This is a genomic window from Amycolatopsis sp. VC5-11 (assembly GCF_037034185.1).
GTDB lineage: Bacteria > Actinomycetota > Actinomycetes > Mycobacteriales > Pseudonocardiaceae > Amycolatopsis > Amycolatopsis nivea.
On sequence record NZ_JBAGKF010000002.1, the window covers coordinates 749,158 to 775,590 of the forward strand.

Here is a 26,433-nt window from a genome sequence, read left to right on the forward strand (position 1 = left end):
AGATGGCCGCCCCTCCCGCACGACCATCTCCTCGAGCCGACCGAAGCACTGCGCCCGACCAACCTGTCCGTCCTCACCGGAGCCAGGGTCAGGGAATCGTCACCAGCCACCGATCCGACCGCCGGCGCAGGTAGCCCCACCAATACGCAGCCGAAACCACCAGCACCCCGGCCGTGATCGCCAGGTCCAGCAGGCTCTGCGACACCAGTACGTAGCCGAGCGCCAGCACCGCGACCACGGGCACCACCGGCCACCCCGGCATTCGCCATACCTGCGGGCGCCGGTGTGCCGGTCGCCGCGCCCACAGCACGCTCACCGAAATCGCCAGGTACAGCGCGACCACAGCCACCCCGGTCACGCCGCTCAGCGTTTCCACCGGCACGAAACACAGCACCGCTTCCGAGACGCCGACCACGAGCGTCGCCACCCAAGGCGCGCCGAACCGCGGGCTCACCACGCTCAACGCGCGATTCACCGGCTCCGGCCAAGCGCGATCCCGGCCTGATGCGTACAGCACGCGCGAGTTCTGGATCACCATCACGATCACCGCGTTCACGATGGCCGCCGCGATGCACAAGCTGATGATCGTGCCGAACGTCGAACTGCTCCAGCTCACCACGAGCGCGGTCAGGTCGAGGTTCTGCAGCGTCGCGAGATCCGGTACGCCCAGCGTGATCGCGATGACCGGCACCAGGATCACGACCGCGCTGACGCCGAGCGTCCAGAACACGGTCCGCGACACCGTCTTGTGCGGCTCCCGCATCTCCTCCGCCAGATACACCGCGGTCGAGAAGCCCTGCACCACGAACAACGCGACCGCCAGCCCGGCGATCACCGAGACCAGCGCGATCGGATGCACGCCGTCCATGCTGGGCCGCACGAGCGCCGCGGCCGGCCGGTCGGTGTGCGCGAAGCCGAGTACGGACACCACGACGATCGCGACGATTTCGATCACCAGGAAGATCCCGGTCAGCCAGGCGTTCGACCGCAGGTTCACCAGGCCCATCCCGGTGGACGCCAGCATCACCAGCGCACCCGCCACGGACGGATCGACGTGCACGATCACCGACAGGTAGTCGGCCACCCCGATCGCGATGATCGGCGGCACCACCAGGATCACGATGAACGACAGCATGAAGGTGATCCACCCGGCGAACCGGCTGACCACTGTGGACACCATGGCGTACTCGCCGCCCGAACTGGGCACCAGCGTGCCGAGTTCGGAATAGCAGAACGCGATGCCCACGCACAGCAGCACGGCGAGCCCGATGGCCAGCGCGGTGCCGGTGCCGAGCGAGCCGAACAACGGCGGGACGAGAACGAACAAGGACGACGCGGGAGTCACGCAACTCAGCGTCAGCAAGGTACCGCCGCCGACGCCGATCGATCTGGTGAGCGAGCGGGGCGCGGGCGAACCGGCGGCAGTGTCGGTCTGGACGGGGACCGGATGAGGCGGCATGGGGATCCCTCCGTCGGCGGCGCTGGAATTCGACGGATGGAACAGGACGGGTTTGCCGTTGTCAACGTCGGAAAGACGACGAAATCCGTTGTCGGGCACGCCGGGCGACAGGCCATCTGGACACTCAGGGCGACGATGTGCCACGCCCCCGGTTGCCCGCGGGAGGGTCGACCCGAGATGATCCCGGGATGCAGAGCCAGGACCCGAACCGGCCGGTGCCGCCGGTGGTCGACGACATTTCGAAGCAGATCATCGCCCAGTTGCAAGAGGACGGACGGCGGCCGTACGCCACGATCGGCAAGGCGGTCGGGCTGTCCGAGGCGGCGGTCCGCCAGCGGGTGCAGCGGCTGTCCGATTCGGGCGTCATCCAGATCGTCGCGGTGTCGGATCCCTTGCAGGTCGGGCTTTTCCGGCAAGCGATGGTCGCGATCACGGTCGACGGACCGCTCGATCCGGTCGCCGACGCACTGGCCGAAATGGACGAGATCGACTACGTCGTGCTGTGCGCCGGCCGCTTCGACGTGCTGTGCGAGGTGCTCTGCGCCGACGACGAGGCGCTGCTCGACGTGATCTCCAACCGCATCCGGACGCTGCCCGGCGTGCGCACCGCGGAGACGCTCGTGTACCTCAAGCTGCGGAAACAGTCGTACCAGTGGGGCACGCACCGCCGGTGACGACGAAATCCGAAGGTCTGTCCCGATGAGACAGCTGAAATTAGTCGTTGTGGGTGGCCACGGCGACTGATCCGCTTGCCAAGCGGCCTCGGCTCATGCGATAACCGAGAAGTCCGGCCGGTGCGCCACGGTGCGTGCCGGCAGCTTCGAGGCCCGTTTCGAGGAGCCATGACCACGACCGCCGAACCCGCCGGGATCGCCACCGTCCAGGGCGCCGCCGCACACGACAACCTCTGGCTGCATTTCACGCGGCACAGCCAGGCCGAGCACTTCCCGGTGATCGTGCGCGGCGAGGGTGCCTACATCTGGGACGACACCGGCAAGCGTTACCTTGACGGCCTCGCCGGACTGTTCGCGGTGCAGGTCGGCCACGGTCGCGAGGAACTGGCCGAAGCCGCCGCGCGGCAAACGAAACAGCTCGCGTACTTCCCGCTGTGGGGCCACGCGCATCCGCCGGCGCTCGAACTGGCCGAACGCCTTGCCGCCGCGTCGCCGGGCGACCTCAACCGCGTGTTCTTCACCGTCAGCGGCGGCGAATCCGTGGAAACGGCGTGGAAACTCGCCAAGCAGTACTTCAAGCTGACCGGAAAACCGACCAAGCACAAGGTGATCAGCCGCGCGCTCGCGTATCACGGCACGTCGCAGGGCGCGCTGTCCATCACCGGAATCCCTGGTGCGAAGGCCGATTTCGAGCCGCTCGTGCCGAGTACGCTGCGGGTGCCGAACACGAACTTCTACCGCGCGCCCGAGCACGCCGACGATTACGAGGCCTACGGCCGCTGGGCCGCTGACCAAATCGAGCAGGCGATCGAATTCGAGGGCGCGGACACCGTCGCCGCGGTATTCCTCGAACCCGTGCAAAACACCGGCGGCTGCTTTGTCCCGCCGCCCGGCTATTTCGAGCGGGTCCGCGAGATTTGCGACAAACACGACGTGCTGCTGGTGTCCGACGAGGTGATCTGCGCGTTCGGCCGGGTCGGCTACGACTTCGCGGCCAAGCGATACGGATACCAGCCGGACATCATCACCACCGCCAAGGGCCTGACCTCCGGGTACGCCCCGCTCGGCGCGGTGCTCGCGAGCGACCGCCTGATGGAGCCGTTCGCCGGCGGCGAGGCGACCTTCATGCACGGCTCGACCTACGGCGGACACCCGGTTTCGTGCGCGGTCGCGCTGGCCAACCTCGACCTCATCGAGCGCGAGAACCTTTACGGCCACGTGCTGGACAAGGAAACCGCCTTCCGGGCGACCCTCGACCGGCTGACCGATCTGCCGATCGTCGGCGACGTGCGCGGCACCGGTTTCTTCTACGGCATCGAACTCGTCAAGGACAAAGCGACCAAGGAGACGTTCACCGCCGAGGAATCGGAACGCATTCTGCGCGGCTATCTCTCGAACGCGCTGTTCGAGGGCGGTCTCTATTGCCGCGCCGACGACCGCGCCGAGCCGGTGGTCCAGTTGTCGCCGCCGCTGATCTGCGACCAGCCGCAGTTCGACGAGATGGAGCAGATCCTGCGCGAGGCGCTCACCGGAGCGTGGAAATTGCTCTGACGCCCGCTGCCGCCCGGGTTGTCCCGCTACGCTGATCTTCGTTGCCTACCAACGGGAGGAAGCGCGTGGCGCAGTGGAATGACCTGGTCGCCTACATCAGGCAGACCTACCGGGTGATCCGGGACGACCCGGGCGAAATCCGGATCCGGGTCCTGTTCGGCGACGACGCGGAGACGACGGGGCGCGCGCAGGTCGTGGTGATCGCCAGGGAGATTTTCGACCAGCGCGAGGACTGGGTGCAGATCGCGACCCCGTTCGCCCGCGTGGACGAGGTCGATCTGCACACCGTGCTCACGGAGGTAGGCCAGACGCTGGTGGTCGGCGGGCTCGTGGTGATGGGCGAGCACCTCGTGCTGCGGCATTCGCTGCCGCTGCTGAACCTCGACCTCAACGAGTTCACCGATCCGCTCGAACTCGTCGCCGGTTCGGCCGAGCTGCTGGAACAGCAGTTCACCGGGCGTGACGACTACTGAGCGGCGGCAGCCACGAAAAAGCGGGGCCCTGATCCGATCGGGGCCCCGCTTTTCGTTGGCTCAGTACGGTTGCGTGGCCGGCGGCCGCACACCGTCCATCCTGGACTGAACGCTCGGCTCGACCGCCGGGCAGTGCTTGCCGCGGCCCGGGCTCGTGCCGTCGATCAGGAAGGCGTCCGCGGCGTCGATGACGCACTGGCTCTTCTTGAAGTACGCGCCGTGGCCCCAGCCCTCGTAGGTGAGCAGCGGCGCACCCGACTGCTGCGACGCGCGCACCGCCCAGCTGTACGGCGTGGCCGGGTCGTAACGGCTGTTCAGCATCAACAGCGGCACGCCTGCCCGGACCGACAGCGGATGCTGCGGGTTGCGCACCGGGCTCGGCCAGCCGGCGCAGCCCGTCGCCGCGCTCCAGCCCAGCGGCGAGAAGTGCAGGTCAGGCGACACCCTGGCGAGCGCGCGCCGGTAGCTGTCGAGCTGCGGGTAACTGGTGACCGGCAGCCGCCAGTCAGAGCAGAAGATGCTGTTGAACGGGTTCGGAATGGGAATGTCGTCCTTGCCGAACGACGCCTCGGCCGGTTTCCCGTCGCGCAGGTCGACCAGGCTCTTCGCGAGCTTGTCCCAGGTGGGGCCGTAGAAGTTCTGCGAGATCAGCCCGACGAACGCCATCGGGTCGAGCCGGTCGTCCGGGGTGCCGAGCTCGCCGCGTTCGGCGCGGGCGTACAGGTCCGCCACCACCGCGCTGACGTCCTGGCCGTGCAGCGCGCACGACGTCGTCCGGTCGCACCAGTCGGTGAACTGCTCGAACAACTCTTGCGTGGCCTCGGTTTCCGTCCTCAGGAATTCCCAGGTGCTGCGGACCGAGTGGTCCATGTTGCTGTCGAGCACGAGCGCGCGCACCCGGTCCGGATAAGCCTCGGCGTACTGCTGGCCCATCAGCGTGCCGTACGAAACGCCGTAGTAGGTGAGCTTTTCGTCGCCGAGCGCGGCACGGATCGCGTCCATGTCGCGCACGACGCTGAGGGTGTCCGAACGGCTGGCGAGCGGCCCGGTGATCCGGTCGCAGCTGCGCCCGAGCGCGCGGTTGTACGCGAGCAGCTGCTGGAATTCGCCGGAATCCTTCGGCAGCACCGGGTTTTTCGCGGTGAGCTCGTCGAGCCCGCACTGGATCGCGGTGCTTTCCCCGACCCCGCGCGGATCGAACCCGACCGTGTCGAACTGCGCGGTGACCTTCGGCGACAGCGTCCAGCCGCTCTGCACCTCGCCCGCGCCGGCACCGCCCGGCCCGCCGGGATCCATGAGCACCGAACCGATCCGGTGCGCGGGATCGGTGGCCTTGCGCCGCGCGAGCGCGAGCTGGATCGTGCCGTCGCCGGGACGGTCCCAGTCGAGCGGCACGGTGAGCTTGCCGCATTCGGCCCCTTGCCCGGTAGGACACGGTTTCCAGTCGATGGCCGCGGGAGCGGCGGTCGCCGGTGCCGCGGTGAACAACGCCGTCGCCGCGGTGACCGCGGTGGTGGCGGCGGCCAGTTTCCTGCCCAGACCCAATGCCCTGCCCCTTCGGCGTGAACTGGAGACGTCGGAGCCCTCGATCTTGCCAGAAGGTGACAGGAGCCACTAGTGCGGGTTACCGTCCTTTGTGGACAGTCCGGGTGCTGGCCAGGTGCACGGCGAAGTCGAGCGGGATCAGCCCGTCGGGCCGCGCCAGTGCCGGAGCCTGGGAGAGAAAGGCGGTTTTCAGCGCCTGGCAAGCGGGTTCGCCGAGCGGGAAGAGGTTGTAGACGGTCGAGACGAACTCCCAGACCTGATCGAGCGGACCGCTGAAGTCGATCTCCTCGGTGCGCCACTGAACGGGAGCGAACCCGGCCGGGACGAGGATGTCGTCCAGCCCGGCCTGAGTGCGGGTGCGCTTGTCGCCGAGCGGAGGCAATCGCTGCTCGGCCGGGACGTCGGCGAGGATTTCCCGCAGCAGCTTGCCGAACAGGGCGCGGGCCCCGCCTTCGGCCGCCCCGCCGCTGAGGACGAGCGAGAGCTGTCCGCCCGGCCGGAGCACGCGGGCCAGTTCCGCGGCCACCTCGTCGATGTCAGTCATCAGCATGAACGCCATGTGCGACACGCAGGAATCGAAAGAGTGGTCCGCGAACGGAAGTTGCTGTGCCAGGCCTTCCGCGACCGTTGCCGAACGCTGCCGGGCGAGGGCCAGGTCCACCCTCGACAGGTCGACTCCGATCGCCTGATGTCCCGCCGCGGCAAGGAGTTCGAGCAGGAATCCGTCGCCGCAGGCCAGATCGAGTACGCGTCCCGGAGAAGCGATCTCGTCCCGGAGAAGCTCGTAACTCGACCGTCCGTCGGCGCTTCGGCCGTCGCCGAACGCGCGCGACGTAACCGCCGGATGGCTTGCGTGGAAGGCACGAAAGAAGGTTTCTTGAGCGGACCTGGTCACTCTCCCAACTTACGCACCGGCGCGAAATCCCGCCCTCTGTTTGTAGAATCAGCGGATGGCGGACGTGGTGCCCGATCGGCGCGAGGCTGAGGTCTGGTGTTCCTACCAGCGCGTGCAGCGGGCGCTCGGCAGCGCGCTCGACCGGCAGCTGGAGCGCGACGCCGGGATCTCCGGAGCCGACTACGCCCTCCTCGTCCCGCTCGCCAACGAACCGGACGGCGTGCTGCGGATGCGCGAACTCGGCGCGACCGTCGAATGGGACCGCAGCCGGCTGTCGCATCACGTGAGCCGGATGTGCAAGCGCGGGCTGGTCACGCGGGAGAACTGCACCGAGGACGCGCGCGGGGCGAACGTCCGGCTCACCGAGGCCGGTCGCGCGGCGGTCGCGGCGGCCAGGGAGCAGCACGGCGAACTCGTGCGCCGGTATTTCTTCGACCAGGTCAGCGGCCCCGAGCTGGAGCTGCTCGGCCGCGTTTTCTCCCGGATGCTCACCCGGCTGGCGCAGGACTGACGGAGATCGTCAGCGCTCCGTGCGGGCGCGGTAAGCGGTGCGCCGCAGTCTTGCCGCATCGCCTACCGACCCAGGGGAGCAGAGATGACCAGCAAGACAGTTCTCGTGTCCGGCGCCAGCGTCGCGGGTCCGTCCGCCGCCTACTGGCTGCACCGTTACGGCTATTCGGTGACCGTCGTCGAGGCCGCGCCGCAGCTGCGGCCGGGCGGACAGGCCGTCGACTTCCGCGGCGAGCAGATGAAGCTCGTCGAAGCGATGGGCCTGCTCGACGACCTGCGGAAGCACGAGACCGCGCTGCGCGAGCAGGTGCAGCTCGACCCGTCCGGACAGCCCGCCTTCACCCTGCCGAGCGGGTTCACCAACGGCGAGCTGGAGGTCCTGCGCGGCGACCTCGCCCGCGTCCTCTACGACCACACCAAGGACTACACCGAGTACGTCTTCGGCGACCGCGTCACCTCGCTGACCGAGACTTCCGACGGCGTCGACGTCACCTTCCGCCACGGTGCCCCGCGCCGGTTCGACCTGGTCGTCGGCGCGGACGGGATCCACTCCGGCGTGCGGACGGCCGCGTTCGGCCCGGAGGCGAAATTCCGCACCGACCTCGGTTACCACGTCGCCGGGTTCACCGCGCCCAACCACCTGCGCCTCGACCACGCGGGCCTGCTCTACAACGAACCCGGTCTCGGCGCGATCGTCACCAGCCACCGCGACCCGGAGACCGTCACCGTCGGCCTCACCTTCCGCGGCGACCCGGACGGGTACGGCCGTCCCGACCTTGCCCGGCAGAAGGACATCGTCACCGAGGTCTTCGCCGACGCCGGATGGGAACTCCCGCAGCTGCTCACCGCGGTCGCCGACGCGCCTGACCTGTACTTCGACACCGTCGGCCAGATCAAGCTCGACAGCTGGTCGCGCGGCCGGGTCGTACTGCTCGGCGACGCCGCCTGGTGCGCCGGGCCGGGCGGATCCGGCACCGGTCTCGCGATGATGGGCGCGCAGGTGCTGGCCGGAGAACTGGCCGCGGCGGGCGGCGACCACGTGACCGCGTTCGCCCGCTACGAGCAGCGGCTGCGCAAGCCCGCCCGCGTCGGGCAGCGCAACGGAGCCGGTTCGGGCGACTTCCTGGTCCCGGCCACCGAGGAGAAGCTGCGCAAGCGCAACCGGATGTACCGCAAGCTGACCGGCCCGATCGGCCGCCGCCTCTTCGAATACATGGGCAACCGCGCGGCGAACGCGGTCAAATACCGCGAATACCCCCAGCCCCGCGCGCACGCCTTGCCTTGACGCTGACGACAACGTTTAGCGTCGCAGACATGCGCATCGGCGAACTGGCTCAGCGGACCGGGACCACCACGCGGGCCCTGCGCTTCTACGAGGCACAGGGCCTGCTCCCGGCGGCGCGCGCGGCCAACGGCTATCGCGAGTACGACGAGGACCACCTGCGGCTCGTCAAGGAAATCCAGACCCTGCGCACGGTCGGATTCAGCCTCGACGACACCCGCCCGTTCGTCGACTGCCTCCGCACCGGCCACGACGCGGGCGACGCGTGCCCGGCGTCGGTCGAGGTGTACCGGCGGAAGCTGGACGAGGTCGAGGCCTGCATGCGCGACCTCGCCGCGGTCCGGGCCGCCCTGCTCGACAAGCTCGCCGCCGCCACCACGCATCCGGCCGACCCGTGCACCGCCGAACCCGAGGAGTCCCGATGACCACCGACGCCACCTTCGCCGCCGACGTCCTGGACCACGACCAGCCCGTCCTGGTCGATTTCACCGCCGACTGGTGCCCGCCGTGCCGGATGATCGCGCCGGTGCTCGCCGAGATCTCCGCGGAACGGCCCGGTCTCACCGTGCGCGAGCTCAACACCGACGAAAACCCCGAAACGATGCGCGCGTACCAGGTGATGGCGTTGCCGACGCTGATGCTGTTCCGCGACGGTGCCCCGGTCGCGTCGTTCGTCGGCGCCCGGCCGAAGGCGAAACTGCTCGCCGAACTGGACAAGCTGCTGGGCTGAACCGGTGGCCTTCCCGGTTTGCCCGGTGGGCGGGTGACGGAGCAGGTACAAAGAGTGCACGACTTTCGGGGAGGCCGTGCCATGACCGCTTTCGTGCGCTCTTACCTGTTCCTTCGCCGCGCCATCGGGGTGCTCGGGATCCTGCTGCCGATCGTCGTGATCGTCGGGAAGGAACTGCTCGAGGGCGGCGGCCTGCTCGGTTCGCTGAGCGGCTATTACTACAGCGATCTCCGGAACGTCTTCGTCGGCACGTTGTGCGCGATCGGCGTCTTTCTGATCGCCTATCGCGGTTACGGCCGCGTCGACGACATCGCGGCCAACGTCGCCGCGATCGCCGGCATCGGCGTCGCGCTGTTCCCGACCCAGCCGGTCTCGCCGACGCCCACCGAGCACGCGATCGGCATCGCGCACCTGGTATTCGCCGCGATCTTCTTCCTCACCCTCGCGTTCTTCTGTCTCTTCCTGTTCACCAAGGACGACGGCGCGCCGACCAAGCGCAAACGTTCGCGCAACGCGATCTACCGGACGTGCGGCATCGTGATGCTCGCGTGCCTGGTGCTGATCGTGGTCAACGGCCTGTTCTTCAGCGCCGCCACCGCGGCCCTGCACCCGACCCTCTGGCTGGAGTCGCTAGCGGTGTTCGCGTTCGGGTTCGCGTGGCTGACGAAGGGCCAGACGCTGCTGGGCGACCAGCCGCAGCCGCGGCCAGCGGCTCAGGCCAGCTTGCCGTAAGCCTCCGACACCTGGGTCAGCCAGGCGACCTCGGCGGCGAACGTCTTCGCGTCGTGGGCGTCGAACGCGCCGTTGTCCTGGCTCTCCGCCGGGGCCAGGCCGGAGGTCTTCGCCTCCAGCGCCTGGCGGATCTTGCGGGCCTCGGCCATCGCCTGGTCGCTGTCCGGGGTGTCGGCGCGGTCCATGTACGGGCGCAGCGCGCGCCAGCCGTCGCGGATCTCGATCACCCGGCGATGCAGCCGGTAGTGCAGGTCCGACCAGCGCCGGTCGGTGTCTCCCTCGGCCGGCGGTTCCAGCGCGATTCCCGGCGACGATTCGTACAGCGAATGCCACAGCGGGTAGAGCGCGCGATAAGAACGGTAATTGCGCTGCCACCGGGCGACCGACGAGACGTGCTCGCCCCACGACGGCATGGTCAGCCCGAACGACACGATCACGATGCCCAGCGCGCTGAACACCGACGGGGCGATCGCCCACGCGCCGAGATGCCAGCCGAGCGCCGGGCTCACGATGTTCACCGCGCGCGTGGCGCAGTAGCAGAACAGCACGACCGCGCCGACCGCGAGCGTCCGCAGCGTCCGGCGCAGCCACACCCGCGACGTGCTCCGCGCGTACGGCAGGCACTGCAGGTAGATCGTCACGCACGGCACGGCCTGCGAAATGATGAACAACAGCAGGTAAGTGAGGATCACCGGGTCGCTGCTGCCCACCGCGAAAGCGGTGCCGGGGGTGCCCGGTTTGTTGCCGATGAAGAACAGCACGGTCAGCACGACGAACAGCACCGCGCCGGAAACGATCCACGCCCGGATCCGCGTGCGGATTTCCGCCAGGGGATTCGCCCACAGCATCAGCAGGAGCTGCGCGCTGATGCAGTACGCGACCGCGGCCAGGTGCAAGATCAAGATCGCCAGATTGGGGATCCCGAACAGCGAGCCGATGCTGAGCGAGAGGGCGCCGAGGGTGAAGGTGACGCACTGCAGGATCAGCGTTGTCATCAGCACGATGTAGGCCGGGTCGCGCCACGAACGGCGCATCGAGAAAAGCTTGTACAGCAAAGCCGCGTACGAGGAGACCGCCGACAGCGAGAATAAGATGATCTTCAGAGTGTTCACTCGCGCCCCCGGAACGGCCTCAGCGCCCGGTGGGCGGAACGGTGTGCGCGGCACTCTTGGCGGAATTGTTCACGATCGGCGACCATACACCACCGCAAGTGCCGGAACTAGGGCCGGAAAACTGGTTCTGGCCTGGGCGAATTCCGGATGGATCCCGGGTGTCGGCCGCCTGCTCGAGCGCTGCCGCGGGTGATCTTCCGGTGAACGGCGGGCAACCGGGTCGTGAGCGGCCGCAACGGGATGCGCCCGTCGCTAGGGTGTCGCCATGAGTCTCCAGGTGGTGATCGGGTACGGACCGGCGGGGGCGGCCACCGCCGCGCTGCTGGCTGAACAAGGGGAACGGGTCCGGGTGATCGGGCGGTCGCCCCGGGAGCCCGAACCGGGGCTGGAGCACGTCTCCCTCGACGCCGCTGACCAGGCCGCGCTCACCGAAGCGACCAAGGGCGCGACGGCGATCTACAGCTGTGCGAGCCCGCCGTATCACCGGTGGGCGGCCGATTGGCCGCCGCTGCAGGCCTCGATCTGCGCCGCGGCCGAGGCGAACGACGCGCTGCTGGTGTCGCTGGGGAATTTGTACGGTTACGGTCCGGTCGATGGTCCGCTCACCGAGAATCTGCCGCTCGCGGCCACCGGAACCAAGGGCCGGATCCGGGCATTGCTGTCCGAACAACTGTGCGCATTGCACGACGAGGGCCGCATCCGCGCGGTCGAGGTGCGGGCTTCCGATTTCTTCGGCCCCGGCGTCACCGACGGCGGCCATCTTGCCGCTCGCGTGGTGCCGAACGTGCTGCGCGGGCAGAAGGTGCAGGTACTCGGCGATCCGGACGCCTCGCACAGTTGGACGTACATTTCCGATGTCGCGCGCACGCTGGTCGCGGCCGCGCGGAAAGAAAACGCGTGGGGCAAGGCGTGGCACGTGCCGACTGGTCCGCCGCGGTCCGCCCGGGTGATGGTCGCGGTGTTGTGCGAGGCGGCGGGAGTGCCTCCGGTGCCTGTGCAACGGCTTTCCCCGATGTTACTGAACGCGGCCGCGCTCGTTTCGCCGATGCTGCGCGAGCTGCGGGAGGTCCGTTACCAGTTCGACCGCCCGTTTGTCCTCGATTCCGGTGCGGCACAGGAATTTTTCGAGATTACGCCGACGCCCGAGAAAGATCAATTCCCGGCCACCGTGCGCTGGTGGCGTGATCGCTTGGCTACCGTGAGTTGAGGTGCCTGTGCATTCCTCCGCACCTTGCCCAATGCCCTTGAAAAACTGGGTAAGAACGGGCAATCTCGGTGTCGACTGGGTGGGAATCGGCACGAGGAAGTCATGCCATGGGGTCCGTAAGATCTGGGTGGGAAGAATCCGAAAATAGCCAGGACATCGCCGTTGTCGGAATGGGATGCCGTTTTCCGGGGGCGCGCAACGTCAACGAGTACTGGGATCTGCTGAGCGAGCCCAAACCGCAGTTTCGGCGGGTGCCGGATTCGCGGTGGCGGCGGGAAGCGTTCTACAACGACGATTTCCGGGACAGCGGCGCGGTCTACTCCGACCGCATGGCGCTGCTGGAGGACGTCGGCGACTTCGACGCCGGGCACTACAAGATCCCGCCGCGGCGGGCCAAATCGCTCGATCCGCAGCACCGGCTGCTGGTCGACCTGACCCGCGAGGCGCTGCAGGACGCGGGATGGGAAGCCGAGGGCTTCGACCGCGAAGACACGTCGGTGATCATGTCGCTCAGCGACAGCGGCTACCGCGACATGAGCACGCTGCACCTGCGGATGAAACAGCTGATCGGCGGCGAGTTCGGCCGGGCGGGCGATCCGGCGATGGCCGAGGCGGCGTCCGCGGTCAGCGGCCTGCACGCCACCGCGATGGCCGGGCTGCTGCTCAACATGGGTCCGAGTTCGATCAGCAACGTCTTCGACCTGCACGGAGAGAGCTACGCGCTCGATTCGGCCTGCTCCGGCGGGCTGACCGCGGTGGCGAACGCGGTGTTCGCCCTGCGCGCGGGCCGCTGCCGGATCGCCGTCGCCGGCGGCGCGCAGCTGGTACTGGCCCCGGACCTGTTCGTGGGCCTGTGCCGGATCGGCGCGATCTCGCGCGCAGGCGAATGCCGTCCGTTCGACCGCCGGGCGGACGGATTCGTGCTCGGCGAGGGGGCCGGCGTCCTGGTGCTGCGCCCGCTCGCGGACGCACGGGCGGCGGGCGACCGGGTGTACGCGGTGATCCGCGGCGTCGGGCTGTCCAACGACGGCACGGTCAAGGGCGGCATGATGCCGCAGGAGTCCGGGCAGCTGCGGGCGCTGCGGCGGGCGTACCAGGACGCGGGGGTCGACCCGGCGTCGGTCGGGTACCTGGAGGCGCACGGCACCGCGACCGCGGTCGGTGACGACGTGGAGATCAGCGCGCTGAGCGAGCTGCGCCGCGGCGCGGAGAACCCGGCGTACCTCGGGGCGGCGAAGTCGGTCGTCGGGCATTCCCTTGGCACCGCGGGAATCGCCGGTCTGATCAAGTCCATTTTATCCGTCCACAAGGGACAGATCCTGCCGCAGCCGGATTTCGAACCGGCCGATCATCTGCCGCTGCGGGACGCCGGGCTGCAGGTGGCGGGCCAGGCCACGCCGTGGGACAGCGACGGACCGCGCCGGGCCGGGGTGAGCGCGTTCGGCTTCGGCGGCTCGAACGTGCACGTGGTCGTTGAGGAAGCGGCGCAGGAACCGCCGCCCGCCGAGACGCCGCGGCTGCTGCTGCTCACCGCGCGGGACCGGGCCGGGCTCGCCAGGCACGCCCGCGAGGTGGCCGAGGCGCTCGGCAGCGAGAACCCGCCGCTGGCCGCCGTCGCGGGCACGCTCGCCCGCCGGACGCTCTTCCCGGAGCGGCTCGCGGTGGCCGCGGACGACGTCGCGGACGCGGTGTCCAAGCTCGTCGCCGCGTCGGTCGCGCTCGAATCCGGCCAAAGCGGCGAGCTGGTGCCGGGCGTGTTCGCTGGTATGGTGTCACCGGGAGCGGAGCCGGTCGAGGACGGGGTGCCGGCCGAGCTGGCTCCCCGCGCGGTCGCCGGGGCGGGGCTGCGCCCGGTGGCGGACGGCCTGCCGCGCTGCACGCTGCCGCCGAGCCCGCTCAGCCCGCGCCGGCACTGGGTGGTCGACGACGCGAAGCTCGCCAAGGCGCAGACGCTGGAGCCGCTCGGAGCTGCCGCCGCACCGGTCGAGGAGACGGAGGAGACGACGTCCGCGCGGGATGTCCTGGCGATCGTGCTCGAGGAAGTCGCGCGGACGACCGCGTTTCCGGTCAGCGAGTTGTATGCCGGGCAGTTGCTGGTGGACGATCTCGGCTTCGATTCGTTGATGCTCACCGAGTTGGAAGCGCGGCTGCGGAAGCGGTTCCCGGGAGCTCCGGTGGAGGTCGAGCAGTCGGGGTCGCTGACGGTGGGGGCGGTCGCCGGGATGCTCGCTCCGGCAACGGATTTGGTGCCTGCCGCTCCGGTTCCGGCTGCTCCGGCTCCGTCGTGGGATCCGGCCAGTGCGGCGATCGAGGAGTTCCCGGAAGCCGCGGCTATCGAGGCGCGGTTGACTGAGTTCGACGATCTCGGGGTGCCTAATCCGTACTTCCGCAAGCATCAGGGGCGGATGGACGCTACGACGTCGGTGTCCGGGCGCGAGTACCTGTCCTTTTCCAGCTACAACTACCTTGGGCTGGCCGGGCACCCTGCGGTGACCGCGGCGGTGCACGACGCGGTCGAGCGGTACGGGACTTCCGTGTCCGGCAGCCGATTGCTTGCCGGGGACCGGGATTTGTCGCGGGACCTGGAGACGGAGCTGGCCGCGTTCCTCGGGGTCGAGGACAGTCTCGTCCTGGTGAGCGGGCACGCGACGAATGTCGGGGCGATCGGTCATCTGGTCGGGCCTGGGGATTTGATCGTGCACGATTCGCTGGCGCACGACAGCATTCTGCAAGGGTGTGCGCTGTCCGGGGCCACGCGGCAGCCGTTTCCGCACAACGACACAGCACGGCTGGAGGACGTGCTGCGTCGGACGCGGTCCCGGTTCCGGCGGGTGCTGATTGTGGTTGAAGGCGTTTACAGCATGGACGGGGATCTTGCGGATCTGCCTGCGTTGATTGAGCTTAAGCAGCGCTATGGGGCGTTGCTGATGGTTGACGAGGCGCACAGTATCGGGACCATGGGTCCGCGCGGGGCTGGGGTTGGGGACCACTTCGCGGTGGATCGGTCCGGGGTTGATCTCTGGATGGGGACGCTTTCGAAGTCGCTTGCCGGGTGCGGGGGGTATCTGGCTGGGTCGGCTCGGACTGTGCGGTGGTTGCGGTATTCGTTGCCGGGGTTTGTCTATAGTGTGGGGATTACTCCGGCTAATGCGGCGGCTTCGCTTGCGGCGCTTCGTGTGTTGAAGGAAGAGCCGGAGAGATTGGTGCGGTTGCGGGAGAATTCCCGGTTGTTCTTGGAACTGGCTGCTGCGGCGGGGGTGCCGACTGGGGTGGCTGGGGGGACGCCGATCGTGCCTTGCGTGGTGGGGAGTTCCCGGATCGCGTTGAGGCTGGCTACGGCGTTGTTTGAAAGGGGGGTGGTGGTGGATCCGATTTTGTATCCGGCGGTGGATGAGGAGTTGGCTCGGTTGAGGTTCTTCATCACCAGTGAGCATCGGGAGGATCAGTTGCGGTATGCGGTGGGGGTTTTGGCCGGTGAGTTGGGGGCTGTCTGAGTCTTTGGCTCGTCGCCTGGCGGCGACATTGGCCCGTGCGTGCGTGGGGCACCCCGAAGCTGGATTGTGCTGACGGGCGGTGGGTGCTTGTCAAGGCGGGAAAGATGCCTTGACAAGCACCCACCGCCCGCAGGGAGGCTTCGTATCGGGGTGCGGGGGAGGGGCTGGGTGCCTCGATAGCGGGTGCATCGGCTGCGGCTGGGTGTCTTGATGGTTGGGTGCATCGGCTGCGAGTGGTTCGTGGTGGGGGCTAGCGCCCCAATGTGGCATTGGGTGCGTCAGATGCACCCAATGTGGCGTTCGGTGCGTCCCATGCACCCAATGCCACATTGGGGCGGCATCCCGGCCGACGGCTGCGAGCCCCGGCGGGGTGGTCCGTGAAGGGCTCCTCGAGGGAATCTAAGTCCGTGAAGGGGCCCCTCATGTACTTCGGCTGGTCGTGAGGGGAACCCTGAGGGAATCAGAGTCCGTGAAGGTGGCCCTCACGTACCGGCGCGCTAGAGGAGCGAGCGTTCGATGCGGTCCATCGGCTTCTCCCCTGCTTTGGGGGTTTCGGCGATGGGTTTCGACGGCGTGCCCATGCGTTCCGACAGCAGGAAGGCGATGATCTCCGCTTCCTGTTCCTGTGCGTCGTCGTAGGTGGCGCGCATCAGCATGTCCCGGACGATGTCCGGGTCCAGGTTGGGGAACAGCGAGCGGGCGCTCTCGTCGTCAAGGAGACCCGAGCCGCGATGACAGCAGATGATGTGACCCAGCTCGTGCAAGATGATGTGCTCCTGGTGCGCCCCGGTGGTGTTGGCGTCGAAGAAGATCAGGTCCTCGCCCCGTGCGGCTACCCACATGCCGCACGGGTGCGACGCTGGCATCGGCAGCGGCACGAGGGTGATCGGCCGTTCGCGGATTTCGCCCAGGCGGGCGCAGAGGGTGGCCAGGTCGTACTTCGGCGGGAGGTCGAGTTCGGCGATTCGCTGGGCGCCTTCGTCGCGCATCCGCCGCAGCTGCTCGCGCCGCTGCGGGGCTTCGGACGGGGTGCCGGTCACCGCGCCGCTTCGTCCGTGACCGGGGGCAGCCCCTGCATTTTGCGGTATTGGTCCATGATCGTGGTGATCGCCTGGAGGTTTTCTTCGCGCATGCCCGCCGCGCGCATGGCGACCGCGCGGACGCCTGCCTGGCGCATCGCCTCCACCGCGGCCAGCTCCGACAGCACCGATCCGGCCACCTCGTCGTCGAAGAAGTACGCGACGGAGACTCCGAAGAATTTCGCCAGTGCGGCCAGCAGTTCCTGAGACGGATTGGTCCGTTTGCCCGTGCGTAGCTGAGACAGGTACACCGCGCCGACCTTCAGCTCCGGCGTGGCCCGCTTCAGTTCGGCTGCCACCTCGGCGTTCGTCCAGTGCCTCCCCTGCGGGCGCACCGTGCGGAACAGGTCGTCGAGTCTGGAGGCCAGGGTGGGCCGGGCATCCGCCGGCTGAGTGTCATCGGACATGCTGCTACGCCCCTCCAGTTGCAGCTGATTGCTCTCAGCTAAGGCGACTATCTCAGATTAGCTCACAGTTGACAATCGCCGGAGGGCTCCACAAGACTGTGCCTCAACGAGATAGCTGGTGGCTAACTCGCCACACAAACCGGGCAAGAGCGGCAGGCGTAGTACCGGCCCGGGGCGACGCTGGGGGTGTCGCCCCGCTCGGTCCGCCGAGGCCGGGTCCGGAGGCAGCAGACGTGTCAGCGAACTGCCTCCGGGCCCGGCGCACTACGCCGCTGGCCGGGCTGCGGAACTTCGGGAGCCGGTGCGTAGCTGATGGCAGCGGCCGGTGCCGGACTGGCGGATCGCGTCTGTCCAGCAGTCGACCGCGCTGAGGCCGGAGGTGTTCCGGTGCGGAACCTCCGGCAAGCACCGTGGCTGGCAGAGCTGTCAGCGAACTGCTTCCGGACCGGCGAACTGCGCCCATTCGTCAGCCCACCGCGCCGCGCGCCGGTGGTCGAGCACTCGCCGCGCGATCCAGAACGCGCCGCCCAGCACGCCGACCGCGCACAGCCAGCAGAAGGCCGCGACGAGCACGCCGTTGGTGACCGCGTCCGCGTGCGTCAGCGGGGCGGTGGTCTGCTTGCCGCTGTCGTCCAGCCAGATGTCGGTGGTCGAGCCCTCGGTCGCGGAGGCGGCGGGCACCGTGATGACACCGGTCCGCTGCACGCCGTGCGGGGGCTTCCAGACCGCGTTCACGCGCGCGGTGTTCGCGATCGGCGCGCTGTCGCCGACTGAGGCGGCCGGCTGCGCGGCCGTCGTCAGCACCGTGGCGGTGACCTGGTGCCGCGACTGCAGCTGCGCGTCCGACGCGGCGGTCTCCGCGGCGATGTCCTCGCTGCCGATCATCATCGCGAAGGGAATCGCGATGAGCGCCAGCAGCGTGACGATCCCGGCGAGTACGCCTTCGATCCGGTCCGACCGTCGCACGAGCGGGTTGCGCACGGCGCCGAGCCGTCGGAGCAATCGTTTACCAGGGTGTGGTGGTCTGCCTGCCCGAGTCCTGTTCCGCATGCCTCTCATGGTCCTCTTTCGCGCGCGCGAGCGCTGTGTCCCGCACAACGTTTTTCATGTTTTTCCTGGGGATCCGGTGTGTTTTCGCTTACCTCCGGGCCCGGGGACTACCCGTGTGGGTGACGACGAGCGGAGGTTGCGCCTTGCGGGGGCAGGGTTTCGCGGGGCGCGACGAGTGGTCCAGGCCAATGTCTGGCGGGTCCGGTACGCGTTGTCCGGGTTGATCTTTCGCCGGGTTCGGCGGCGGATGGGTTGCGGTATCGATGGTTCGGCGCCGCGGTCGCTCGGTGGATCGTCTGATTCGCACGGTTCGCGTTGGCGGGCAAGCGATCTTGCCGCCTCGGCGGCCGGTGCGACTGTGTGCCGGGAGTTCGCCTGCGGGCAACCGGACGTTTCCGCCGGGGACAGCCCGGGCAGACAGGTCCGCCCGGGCCGCTCGGGAAAACGCTCATTGCCGTCCGGTCCGGAATCGGGGTATCGCCAAGCACAAACCGGGGGAACGCTCCCGATATCCGGGAACCATTCAGTCGACCAGTCGAATCGTCGCCGTCGGACTGTGCGAACGACGCCGGGTGATCCCGTGTTCGGCGACGATTCCGAGTTGGATGCTGCGATCGGCGGGCGCCCAGTAGCCCGTGCGCACGAAATAGCCGTCCATTGTGCAGAGCCGGTTCGCGCTCTTGCGGGAACTGATCGCTTCCCAGCCCCATTGCCGTCCGGTCTCCTCGACGCCGTTGCGCCGCACGTGCAGCCGCGGGTTCCCGATCTCCCGGCAGTACGCGCTGCCGTCCGCGATGTACAGCACGCCGTCGACCTTGTAGAACCGCTTGCCGTCCAACAGGCTCACCTGGCCGGACAGGGTGAAGTGCACCCTGCCGCCATGGGCCCCGTCCATCGTCCAGTCGAGACAGAATTCCTTCGTCGGAACCTCGAGCGACTGGGTCATGGCCGTGTCTCCTTTGCTCGCCTTCCGGAGCGTCCAGGAAAATATAAGGAAGAAACGCGTTCCCGACAGGTATCGGGAACCGTTTTCACCCGAAGAGGCCCGGCGGACACGCATCGTGGTCAAGCCCCGATTAATCGGTGGAATTACCGCCGATGGGGTATCGCGGATACGATCAGTGAATTCTCCTTGCCCGAAACCGGTGGCGGCGCACCGGTGCCGGGACCGGCGCGCCCTGCGGGTCGTGTCGGCAGCGTGACATCTTCCATGACGCTTGTCATAGTTCCGGCCCTGTGCGACCCTCGGGTTATGACGACTGTCATGATCGCCGTGCGACCGGCCACCGCCGGTTCCGTGGCCGACCTCGTCCGCGCCTGTTCGCCGGAATCGCTGAGCCGCCGGTTCACCCTCGGCGGCCCGATCGAGCCGGACGCGGTCCTGTCCAGGTACCAGCGATTCCTCCTGGTCGACACGGCCCTCGTCGCCGAGGTTTCGGGTGTGCCCGCCGGGCTGCTGAACGCGGTCCCGGAGGACGACCGCCGCGTCGAACTGGGGCTGCTCGTCGCCGACCGGTGGCAGCGGAGGGGCATCGGCCGCGGCCTCGTCCGGCTGGCCGCGGAGCAGTGGCTCGGCTGGAAGCTGCACGCCACCGTGCAGGAGGGCAACGTCGCTGCGGAAGGATTGCTGCGGGCGTGCGGGTTCCGCTTCGTCCCGGGGTACGGCGGCGAGAACGAGTACGAGCTGACGGTCACGGAGGAGACGCTCGATGACGGAACGGCCGGCGCGCGACCGGATGGTCTTCAGCGCTGCGCAGTTGCTGCGTACGCAGGGCTTGAGCGGCACTGGCATGCGCGAGGTGGTAGCGCATGCCGAAGCGCCGCGGGGGTCGCTTCAGCACTACTTCCCGGGCGGTAAGGAACAGCTGTTCGGCGAAGCCATCGATTGGGCAGGGCGCTACGCCGCACGACGCGTGACGCGCGCGATGGACTCTCTGTCGGACCCGACGCCGTCCGCGCTCTTCGCCGCAGTTGTCGAGAACTGGCGCGCGGAGTTCCTTGAGATCGGCTACGACTACGGCTGTCCGTTAGTGGCCACAGTCACCGACACGGCGGCGTCGAGCGAGCCGTTGCGTGAGCGTGCGAACGACGCCTTCGCGCAGTGGCGGAAGCCCATCGTGTCCGCGCTGCAGCAGATGGGCGTACCGGCGGCGCGCGCTGCTTCGCTGGCAGTGTTGATGATCAGCGCGCTTGAAGGAGCCTTAGTGCTGGCCCGGGTCGAGCACTCGGTGACGGCGCTTGACACGGTTGTCGAGGAGCTAGGTCCAGTTCTCGACGCCGCAGTGGACAAGCGCCGCCGCCGCTAACGCCTGCCGAGCTTCGCGCGCAACGTGGCGACAGTGTCCGGGTCGTGCAGCAGTTCGGCGAAGTGCTTGGACTCCGACTCCATGCGCGCTTCGACGCTCTCGTCGGTGCGGTCGTGCAACAGCGCGCGCGTCGCCGTCACCGCGCGTACCGACCGTTCCGCGAGGGTTGCGACGCGTTCTGAGACGCGCTTGCTGAGCGCTGTCTCGTCAGGGAGCACTTCGTTGACCAACCCGAGTTGCGCCGCTTCGACCGCAGGCAGGCGTTCTCCGAACAGCAGCAGCTCCGTCGCACGCTGCGGGCCGACTCGACGCGGCAGCGCGTAACTACTGCCGAACTCCGGCACCAGCCCCAGCGGTACGAAGGGGAACTGCAGGTAGCTGCGTTCGGTGGCGTAGACGAGGTCGCAGTGCAACAGCAGGGTCGCGCCGATGCCGACAGCGGGACCGTCGACCGAGGCGACGACTACTGCCTGCGTCGCGAGCAACGCCTCTTGGAAGACCCGCGCAGGTGTCTTCGTACGGTCACCGGCTTCGTGCGCAAGGAAGTCGCCGAGGTCGTTGCCTGCGGTGAACGCGCCGCCGGCTCCGCTCAGTACGACGATCGGCGTACGGACAGCGTCGAAGGCGTCCGCGAGGGCGACGTACATCGCCTTCGTGAGCGCGTTCCGCTTCTCCGGACGGTTGATGGTGATGGTGGTGATCTGTCCGTCGACAGTCGTCTCGATGCTCATTCACAGCTCCGCAACAGCAGCGAGCAGCAGATCAACTTCCGCTGCAGTCGTGTACGGCGCGATGCCAGCGCGTACGGCACCAGTGTCGCCAAGACCGAGATGCCGCGCGCACTCGATGGCGTAGAACGTCGAAGCAGGCGCGTTGATCCCGCGCGCGCCGAGACGCTCGTACACCGCCTGCGGCGTCAGCCCGGTGACCGAGAACAACACTGTCGGCGTACGGCGACGCGTCGGCGAGCCGTATCGCACGACGCGCGGCAGTGCGGCGAGCCCGTCTTCCAGACGCTGCAACAGTGCGTCTTCGTGCTCTTCGAGCGCCGTAAGCGACGTACGCAAACGTTCGCGACGACTGCCTTCACTCGGCACGAGCCCTGCGAGGAAGTCGATAGCGGCGGTAGTGCCCGCGAGGAGCTCGTACGGCAACGTACCCAGCTCGAAACGTTCCGGGACCGCGTTGCTCGACGGCAGCAGCTTGTCCGGCTGCAACGTCTCCAGAAGATCCGGTGCGGCGGCGAGAAGGCCGAGGTGCGGTCCGAGGAACTTGTACGGCGAGCAGGCGTAGAAGTCCGCGCCCAGCGCGGCGATGTCGACCACCGCGTGCGGCGTCAGGTGCACGCCGTCCACGTAGCTCAGCGCGCCTGCTTCGCGGACCGCGCCGGTAATCGCCGGGATGTCCGGACGAGTGCCCAGCAGGTTGGAGGCAGCAGTGACCGCTACCAGGCGCGTCCGATCAGTGAGCAGTTCCGTGATCGATGACGTCGGCAACTCGCCGGTCTCGGGATCGAAGTCCGCCCAGCGAACAGTCGCACCGCGCGCTTCGGCCGCCTGGACCCACGGCCGGACGTTGGCGTCGTGGTCGAGCCGGGTGACCACGACCTCGTCGCCCGGCCCCCAGTTCTTCGCGAGCGTACGGGAGAAGTCGTAGGTCACCTGCGTCATGCTGCGCCCGAACACGACGCCCTCCGGTTGCGCGCCGAGCAGGTCAGCGACGGCTTGCCGGGCTTCGCGCACGACGCCGTCCGCGCGGCGCTCCGCCGCCGTGACGGTGCCGCGGTTCGCGATGGCGGCGCAGAGGGTCGAGGAGACTGCTTCGCCGACCACGTCCGGGACCTGGGAGCCACCGGGTCCGTCGAAGTGGGCAGCGCCGTTCTCGAGCGCGGGGAAGTGCTTGCGGATCGCGTTCACGTCGTAGGCCACGGCTGCCAGCTTGCCTGATCCCCGGGCGAGTGTCGTGCTCCGCGCGGGTGCGATCATGCCGCTGTCCCGTTGCCCTTGGAGAGGGGTTCGCCGGTGCTTGCCGAACAGGTCGAAAAACTGCTCGCCCAGCCGTTGCCGTGGCCGATCGTGCAGGCAGGCGACCCCGTGCTGCGCGCCGCCGCCCGTCCGTACGAGGGCGAACTGAGCGACGAACTGCTGTCTGGACTGATCGCGGGCATGAAGGAGACCATGCACGCGGCACCCGGCGTCGGTCTCGCGGCTCCGCAGATCGGCCTGTCGGTCCGGATCGCGGTGGTCGAGGACGGCGCCCGCGACCGCCCCGGCGTCGCTGAGTCCACGCTCGCCACCCGCGGGATCGTCCCGTTGCCGTTCCGCGTGCTGGTGAACCCCGAGTACACCCGAGTGGGCGACGAAACCGCCGCGTTCTTCGAAGGCTGCCTGAGCGTGCGCGGATGGCAGGCCGTCGTCGCGCGCCCCCTGCGGATCCGGCTCCGCGGCACCGACGAAACCGGTGCGGCCCTGGACGAGGAATTGTCCGGCTGGCCAGCACGAATCGTCCAACACGAGACCGACCATCTGCACGGCATCCTGTACCTGGACCGAGCCGAACTGCGCTCGCTGTCCACCCACGAAGCCGTCGCCCGCCGCTGGACCCAGCCGACCCCCGCCGACGCCGCCCGCGAACTGGGCTTCGACCTCCCCTGATTTCTCGCCGGCCCGTTTTTGTCGGTGCCCGCTGATACGTTCCTCCGCAGTTGCCCCGCCCGGGGCTCGCCACTGGGGAGGACCCTGATGAACTCGTTGCAAGACAAGGCAAATCTCTTCCGCGAACTGCACGCGGCTGATGTTCTCGTGCTGCCCAACGCCTGGGACGCAGGCAGCGCAGTCGCCATCGAACGCGCCGGTGCCCCCGCGATCGCCACCACGAGCGGAGGCGTCTCCTGGGCCTTAGCCAGTGGCGACGGCCAGCACCTGTCGCGGGCGGAAATGCTGACCGTGATCGCCCAAATCGCCTCCGCCGTAAAAGTCCCAGTAACCGCCGACGTTGAGGGCGGCTACGGCCTAGCCCCGTCAGCGGTCGCCGAAACCGTGCGAGGCGTAGTGGAGGCGGGCGCAGTCGGCGTGAACCTGGAAGACTCCCGCGCCGGAACCGCCACCCTCTTCACCCCCGATGAACAGGCAGAACGCTTCACCGCAGCCCGCGCCGCCGCCGCGACGGCCGGTCTGTCGGAGCTGTGGATCAACGCCAGGACGGACGTGTACCTCTTCGGAATCGGCGAACCCACCGGCCGCTTCGACGACGTCCTGACCCGAGCCCGCGTCTACGCCGACGCCGGAGCGGACAGCATCTTCGTGCCCGGCTTGACGGACGTCGAAGTCCTGGCAGAACTGGCAAAGTCCTCGCCGATCCCGGTAAGCGCCATGGCAGGCCCCGGTGCGCCCCCAGTGTCCGACCTGGCAGCCGCTGGCGTGCGCCGGGTGAGCGTAGGAACGTCCATCGCCCAGGCGGCCTACTCCCTGGCCCACCACGCCGCGGCAGAGGTGCTGAAGCAGGGGACTTACGGGGAGGTGACGGGTGCATTGGACTTCGGGACGGTGAACGGCTGGTTCAACTGACCCTCGGCGGAGGGCGGGAGCCGCTGGAGTGGGGTGCCGCGGGCAGGCGATCTGAACGGGCGGGCGAGGCGAACTGGAGAGACCGGCGAGGCGAACTGGGGCAGACGGGGGAGGTGAGCTGGGGCAGACGGGCGAGGCGGGACGCTGGCTTGCCCTCAATCCGAGCCGCAACTCACCCCACCCAAACCGCGACCCGGCCGCCCGGCTCGACTGCAACTCATCCCGCAACCAACCACTCCAGCCGCGGCCAACTCACCCCGCGACTCACCAAGCAACCAACCACCCAAGCCGCAGCCAACTCGCCCCGACTCACCCCGCGACTCACCAAGCAACCAACCACCCAAGCCGCAGCCAACTCGCCCCGACTCACCCCGCGACCAACCGCCTGCCCCGCTCCAGCTCCAGCAACCTCCGCTTGCACTCCACCCCAGCCGCGTAGCCGGTCAGCGATCCGTTGCTGCCCAGCACCCGGTGGCACGGCACCACGATGCCGATGGGGTTCCGGCCGTTCGCCAGGCCGACCGCGCGGGACGCCGTCGGGCGGCCGATCGACTCGGCCAGTTCTCGGTAGGTCGTCGTCTCGCCGTACGGGATCCGCAGGAGCGCCCGCCACACCGTCTCTTGGAAAGGAGTGCCGCTGAAAGCTAACGGAAGGTCGAACTCGACCCGATCCCCGGCGAAGTACTCGTTCAGCTGACGGGTCGCCGCGGCGAACGGGCGGTCGTCCCGGTCGCCGAAGGCGGCTCGGGGCGGGCGGTACTGCTCGTCGCCGATGTACAGGCCGGCCAGGCCGCCGTCTTGGGCCATGAGGGTCAGCGGGCCCTCGGGGCTGTCGATGACGGTGTGCACCACGGTCATGCCGATTCCTCAGCGGGGATCCGGTTGATCGGGTGGTCGCCGGTCGCCCACAGGTGCTGGACCGCGTACGCGCGCCAAGGCTGCCACCGGGCGGCGTGCGCGATCAAGGCGGCTGGACTTGTTGGCAGGCCTAGGTTTTCGGCCGCGATCTTGACGCCCAGGTCGGTCGCGACGAAGGCGTCCGGGTCGCCGAGGGCGCGCATGGCGATGCTCTCGACGGTCCACGGGCCGAAGCCGGGCAGGGCGGCCAGTTGTGCGCGGGCGTGGACCCAATCGCCGCCGGCGGTCAGGTCGACGTCGCCGGAAACCAGGGCCGACACGAGGCCCAGCAGGGTCGCGCGGCGGGATTTCGGCATGGCTAGCGTTTCCGGGTCCAGTTCCGCCAGCGACTCGGGCGACGGGAACAGGTGCGTCAGGCCGCCTTCCCGGTCCTCGATCGGGGTGCCGTGCGCCAGGACCAGGCGCGCTGCGTGGGTGCGGGCGGCCGCGGTCGAGACCTGCTGGCCGAGGACTGCTCGCACGGCGAACTCGGCCGAGTCGGTCGTGCGCGGGACGCGCCTGCCGGGTGCGGCGGCGACCAGGGGAGCGAGGGTCGGGTCCGTGGCGAGCTGTTCGTCGACGGCTACCGGGTCCGCGTCCAGGTCCAGCAGCCAGCGGCAACGGCTGATCGCGGCGGCCAGGTCGCGCAGGTCGGTCAGGCTCAGGCGGCACGCGACGTGGTCCGGCTCCGGGCGGAGCGCCACCACGCCGTGGCCGTGCGGCAGTCGCAGGGTGCGGCGGTACGCGCCGTCGCGCCATTCCTCGACGCCCGGGACCGCAGTGGCGATCAGGTGTCCGAACAGGTTGTCCGGACACAGCGGCCGACGGAACGGGAGCCGCACCGATAGCACTCCCTGCGACTTGGTCCGCTTGCCGCCGCGGACGCGGGAACGCAGTTCGCTCGGCGTCAGGGCGAAGACTGCCCGCACGGTTTCGTTGAACGTCCGGATGCTCGAAAACCCGGCCGCGTGTGCGATGTCGCTCATCGGCATCGTCGTGGTTTCGATCAGCAACTGGGCGGTCTCGGCGCGCTGGGCCCGGGCGAGTGCGAGCGGACCCGCGCCCAGTTCGGCCTGCACCTGGCGTTCCACCTGCCGGACGCTGTACCCGAGTCGCGCGGCCAGCCCCTGCACGCCTTCGCGGTCGACGATCCCGTCGCCGATCAGGCGCATCGCGCGCGCCACCATGTCGGCGCGTTCGTTCCACAGCGGCGAACCGGGCGACGCGTCGGGCCGGCAGCGTTTGCAGGCGCGGAATCCAGCGGCCTGCGCTGCGGCGGCGCTCGGGTAGAAGCGCATGTTCTCGACCTTGGGCGGCACCACCGGGCAACTCGGCCGACAGTAAATCCCCGTGGTCAGCACCGCGGTGAAAAACCATCCGTCGAACCGGTCGTCTTTCGACTGCACCGCGCGGATACAGCGTTCGGTGTCCTCGTACACGCCGACCAGTCTGCCTCGCCTCGCG

At 68.8% G+C, this 26,433-nt stretch carries 26 protein-coding genes; 14 read left to right on the forward strand and 12 right to left on the reverse strand.

Features of this window, described 5'->3' with window-relative positions; translation table 11 throughout:
* Positions 1-88: 88 nt before the first annotated feature.
* Entirely contained in the window at positions 89-1,459 is a 1,371-nt protein-coding gene (locus WA670_RS10950; RefSeq protein ID WP_107051080.1) for an APC family permease, read from the reverse strand.
* A gap of 188 nt (positions 1,460-1,647) precedes the next feature.
* Here WA670_RS10950 and WA670_RS10955 point away from each other — a divergent pair, with 188 nt between their 5' ends.
* The 3 genes from WA670_RS10955 (at position 1,648) to WA670_RS10965 (ending at position 4,157) form a co-directional block, all read left to right on the forward strand.
* Complete coding sequence (locus WA670_RS10955; RefSeq protein WP_009082329.1) at positions 1,648-2,133, forward strand: Lrp/AsnC family transcriptional regulator; 486 nt, start codon at positions 1,648-1,650, stop codon at positions 2,131-2,133.
* 168 nt (positions 2,134-2,301) lie between these two features.
* The gene (locus WA670_RS10960; protein WP_134729840.1) at positions 2,302-3,684 is read left to right on the forward strand and encodes an aspartate aminotransferase family protein; all 1,383 of its coding nucleotides are present in this window, start codon (positions 2,302-2,304) and stop codon (positions 3,682-3,684) included.
* A 65-nt stretch (positions 3,685-3,749) separates the two neighbouring features.
* The gene (locus WA670_RS10965; protein ID WP_037815122.1) at positions 3,750-4,157 is read left to right on the forward strand and encodes a hypothetical protein; all 408 of its coding nucleotides are present in this window, start codon (positions 3,750-3,752) and stop codon (positions 4,155-4,157) included.
* 60 nt (positions 4,158-4,217) lie between these two features.
* On the opposite strand, the gene WA670_RS10970 is transcribed toward WA670_RS10965, so the two are convergent.
* Positions 4,218-5,702: an alpha/beta hydrolase gene (locus WA670_RS10970; protein ID WP_275291291.1), complete on the reverse strand. Its 1,485-nt coding sequence runs from the start codon at positions 5,700-5,702 to the stop codon at positions 4,218-4,220.
* A 79-nt stretch (positions 5,703-5,781) separates the two neighbouring features.
* On the reverse strand, positions 5,782-6,597 hold the full coding sequence (locus WA670_RS10975) for a class I SAM-dependent methyltransferase (RefSeq protein WP_336157619.1): 816 nt from the start codon (positions 6,595-6,597) through the stop codon (positions 5,782-5,784).
* Positions 6,598-6,652: 55 nt separating this feature from the next.
* On the opposite strand from WA670_RS10975, the gene WA670_RS10980 reads away from it, so the two are divergent.
* The 5 genes from WA670_RS10980 (at position 6,653) to WA670_RS11000 (ending at position 9,851) form a co-directional block, all read left to right on the forward strand.
* Complete coding sequence (locus WA670_RS10980) at positions 6,653-7,108, forward strand: MarR family winged helix-turn-helix transcriptional regulator (RefSeq protein WP_037815113.1); 456 nt, start codon at positions 6,653-6,655, stop codon at positions 7,106-7,108.
* Positions 7,109-7,192: 84 nt separating this feature from the next.
* Positions 7,193-8,392: an FAD-dependent monooxygenase gene (locus WA670_RS10985; RefSeq protein WP_336157620.1), complete on the forward strand. Its 1,200-nt coding sequence runs from the start codon at positions 7,193-7,195 to the stop codon at positions 8,390-8,392.
* 29 nt (positions 8,393-8,421) lie between these two features.
* Positions 8,422-8,814: a MerR family transcriptional regulator gene (locus WA670_RS10990; protein ID WP_238604555.1), complete on the forward strand. Its 393-nt coding sequence runs from the start codon at positions 8,422-8,424 to the stop codon at positions 8,812-8,814.
* Entirely contained in the window at positions 8,811-9,119 is a 309-nt protein-coding gene (gene trxA / locus WA670_RS10995; RefSeq protein WP_134667424.1) for a thioredoxin, read from the forward strand. The genes WA670_RS10990 and trxA overlap by 4 nt, the downstream gene beginning before the upstream one ends.
* An 81-nt stretch (positions 9,120-9,200) precedes the next feature.
* Positions 9,201-9,851 carry a hypothetical protein gene (locus WA670_RS11000; protein WP_037815101.1) on the forward strand — a complete coding sequence of 217 codons (651 nt, stop codon included), beginning with the start codon at positions 9,201-9,203 and terminating at the stop codon, positions 9,849-9,851.
* Here the strand turns inward: WA670_RS11000 and WA670_RS11005 are convergent.
* On the reverse strand, positions 9,833-10,963 hold the full coding sequence (locus WA670_RS11005) for an MAB_1171c family putative transporter (RefSeq protein WP_134667423.1): 1,131 nt from the start codon (positions 10,961-10,963) through the stop codon (positions 9,833-9,835). The genes WA670_RS11000 and WA670_RS11005 overlap by 19 nt on opposite strands.
* 265 nt (positions 10,964-11,228) lie before the next feature.
* Between WA670_RS11005 and WA670_RS11010 the strand changes: the two genes are divergently transcribed.
* On the forward strand, positions 11,229-12,170 hold the full coding sequence (locus WA670_RS11010; protein WP_336157621.1) for an NAD-dependent epimerase/dehydratase family protein: 942 nt from the start codon (positions 11,229-11,231) through the stop codon (positions 12,168-12,170).
* Between the two features lie 107 nt (positions 12,171-12,277).
* Complete coding sequence (locus WA670_RS11015; protein WP_336157622.1) at positions 12,278-15,664, forward strand: aminotransferase class I/II-fold pyridoxal phosphate-dependent enzyme; 3,387 nt, start codon at positions 12,278-12,280, stop codon at positions 15,662-15,664.
* 497 nt (positions 15,665-16,161) lie between these two features.
* Here the strand turns inward: WA670_RS11015 and WA670_RS11020 are convergent, their stop codons facing one another.
* The 4 genes from WA670_RS11020 to WA670_RS11035 form a co-directional block, all read right to left on the reverse strand.
* Entirely contained in the window at positions 16,162-16,704 is a 543-nt protein-coding gene (locus WA670_RS11020; RefSeq protein ID WP_037810612.1) for a toxin, read from the reverse strand.
* Entirely contained in the window at positions 16,701-17,150 is a 450-nt protein-coding gene (locus tag WA670_RS11025) for a helix-turn-helix domain-containing protein (protein ID WP_037810611.1), read from the reverse strand. The genes WA670_RS11020 and WA670_RS11025 overlap by 4 nt, the downstream gene beginning before the upstream one ends.
* A 426-nt stretch (positions 17,151-17,576) precedes the next feature.
* A complete protein-coding gene (locus WA670_RS11030) occupies positions 17,577-18,131 on the reverse strand; it encodes an Rv1733c family protein (protein ID WP_235146610.1) in 555 nt (184 codons plus the stop codon).
* Between the two features lie 592 nt (positions 18,132-18,723).
* Positions 18,724-19,146 carry a hypothetical protein gene (locus WA670_RS11035; RefSeq protein ID WP_037810609.1) on the reverse strand — a complete coding sequence of 141 codons (423 nt, stop codon included), beginning with the start codon at positions 19,144-19,146 and terminating at the stop codon, positions 18,724-18,726.
* A gap of 306 nt (positions 19,147-19,452) precedes the next feature.
* Between WA670_RS11035 and WA670_RS11040 the strand changes: the two genes are divergently transcribed.
* On the forward strand, positions 19,453-20,058 hold the full coding sequence (locus WA670_RS11040; protein WP_336157623.1) for a GNAT family N-acetyltransferase: 606 nt from the start codon (positions 19,453-19,455) through the stop codon (positions 20,056-20,058).
* Positions 19,991-20,506, forward strand: a complete 516-nt coding sequence (locus WA670_RS11045) for a TetR/AcrR family transcriptional regulator (RefSeq protein WP_336157624.1) — start codon at positions 19,991-19,993, stop codon at positions 20,504-20,506. The genes WA670_RS11040 and WA670_RS11045 overlap by 68 nt, the downstream gene beginning before the upstream one ends.
* Here WA670_RS11045 and WA670_RS11050 read toward each other — a convergent pair.
* Together WA670_RS11050 and WA670_RS11055 are read right to left on the reverse strand one after the other, a co-directional pair.
* Positions 20,503-21,237: an enoyl-CoA hydratase-related protein gene (locus WA670_RS11050; protein WP_336157625.1), complete on the reverse strand. Its 735-nt coding sequence runs from the start codon at positions 21,235-21,237 to the stop codon at positions 20,503-20,505. The two genes, WA670_RS11045 and WA670_RS11050, sit on opposite strands and share 4 nt — an antisense overlap.
* Positions 21,238-22,434: a cysteine desulfurase-like protein gene (locus tag WA670_RS11055; RefSeq protein WP_037810605.1), complete on the reverse strand. Its 1,197-nt coding sequence runs from the start codon at positions 22,432-22,434 to the stop codon at positions 21,238-21,240.
* 93 nt (positions 22,435-22,527) lie between these two features.
* On the opposite strand from WA670_RS11055, the gene WA670_RS11060 reads away from it, so the two are divergent.
* Both WA670_RS11060 and WA670_RS11065 read left to right on the forward strand, forming a co-directional pair.
* Complete coding sequence (locus WA670_RS11060) at positions 22,528-23,160, forward strand: peptide deformylase (protein WP_238604560.1); 633 nt, start codon at positions 22,528-22,530, stop codon at positions 23,158-23,160.
* Positions 23,161-23,247: 87 nt separating this feature from the next.
* A complete protein-coding gene (locus WA670_RS11065) occupies positions 23,248-24,072 on the forward strand; it encodes an isocitrate lyase/PEP mutase family protein (RefSeq protein WP_037810603.1) in 825 nt (274 codons plus the stop codon).
* Between the two features lie 366 nt (positions 24,073-24,438).
* On the opposite strand, the gene WA670_RS11070 is transcribed toward WA670_RS11065, so the two are convergent.
* Both WA670_RS11070 and WA670_RS11075 read right to left on the reverse strand, forming a co-directional pair.
* Positions 24,439-24,930, reverse strand: coding sequence for a methylated-DNA--[protein]-cysteine S-methyltransferase (locus WA670_RS11070; RefSeq protein ID WP_238604562.1), 492 nt, complete (start codon positions 24,928-24,930; stop codon positions 24,439-24,441).
* Positions 24,927-26,408 carry an AlkA N-terminal domain-containing protein gene (locus tag WA670_RS11075; RefSeq protein WP_336157626.1) on the reverse strand — a complete coding sequence of 494 codons (1,482 nt, stop codon included), beginning with the start codon at positions 26,406-26,408 and terminating at the stop codon, positions 24,927-24,929. Before WA670_RS11075 ends, WA670_RS11070 begins: the two co-directional genes overlap by 4 nt.
* Positions 26,409-26,433 lie beyond the last annotated feature (25 nt).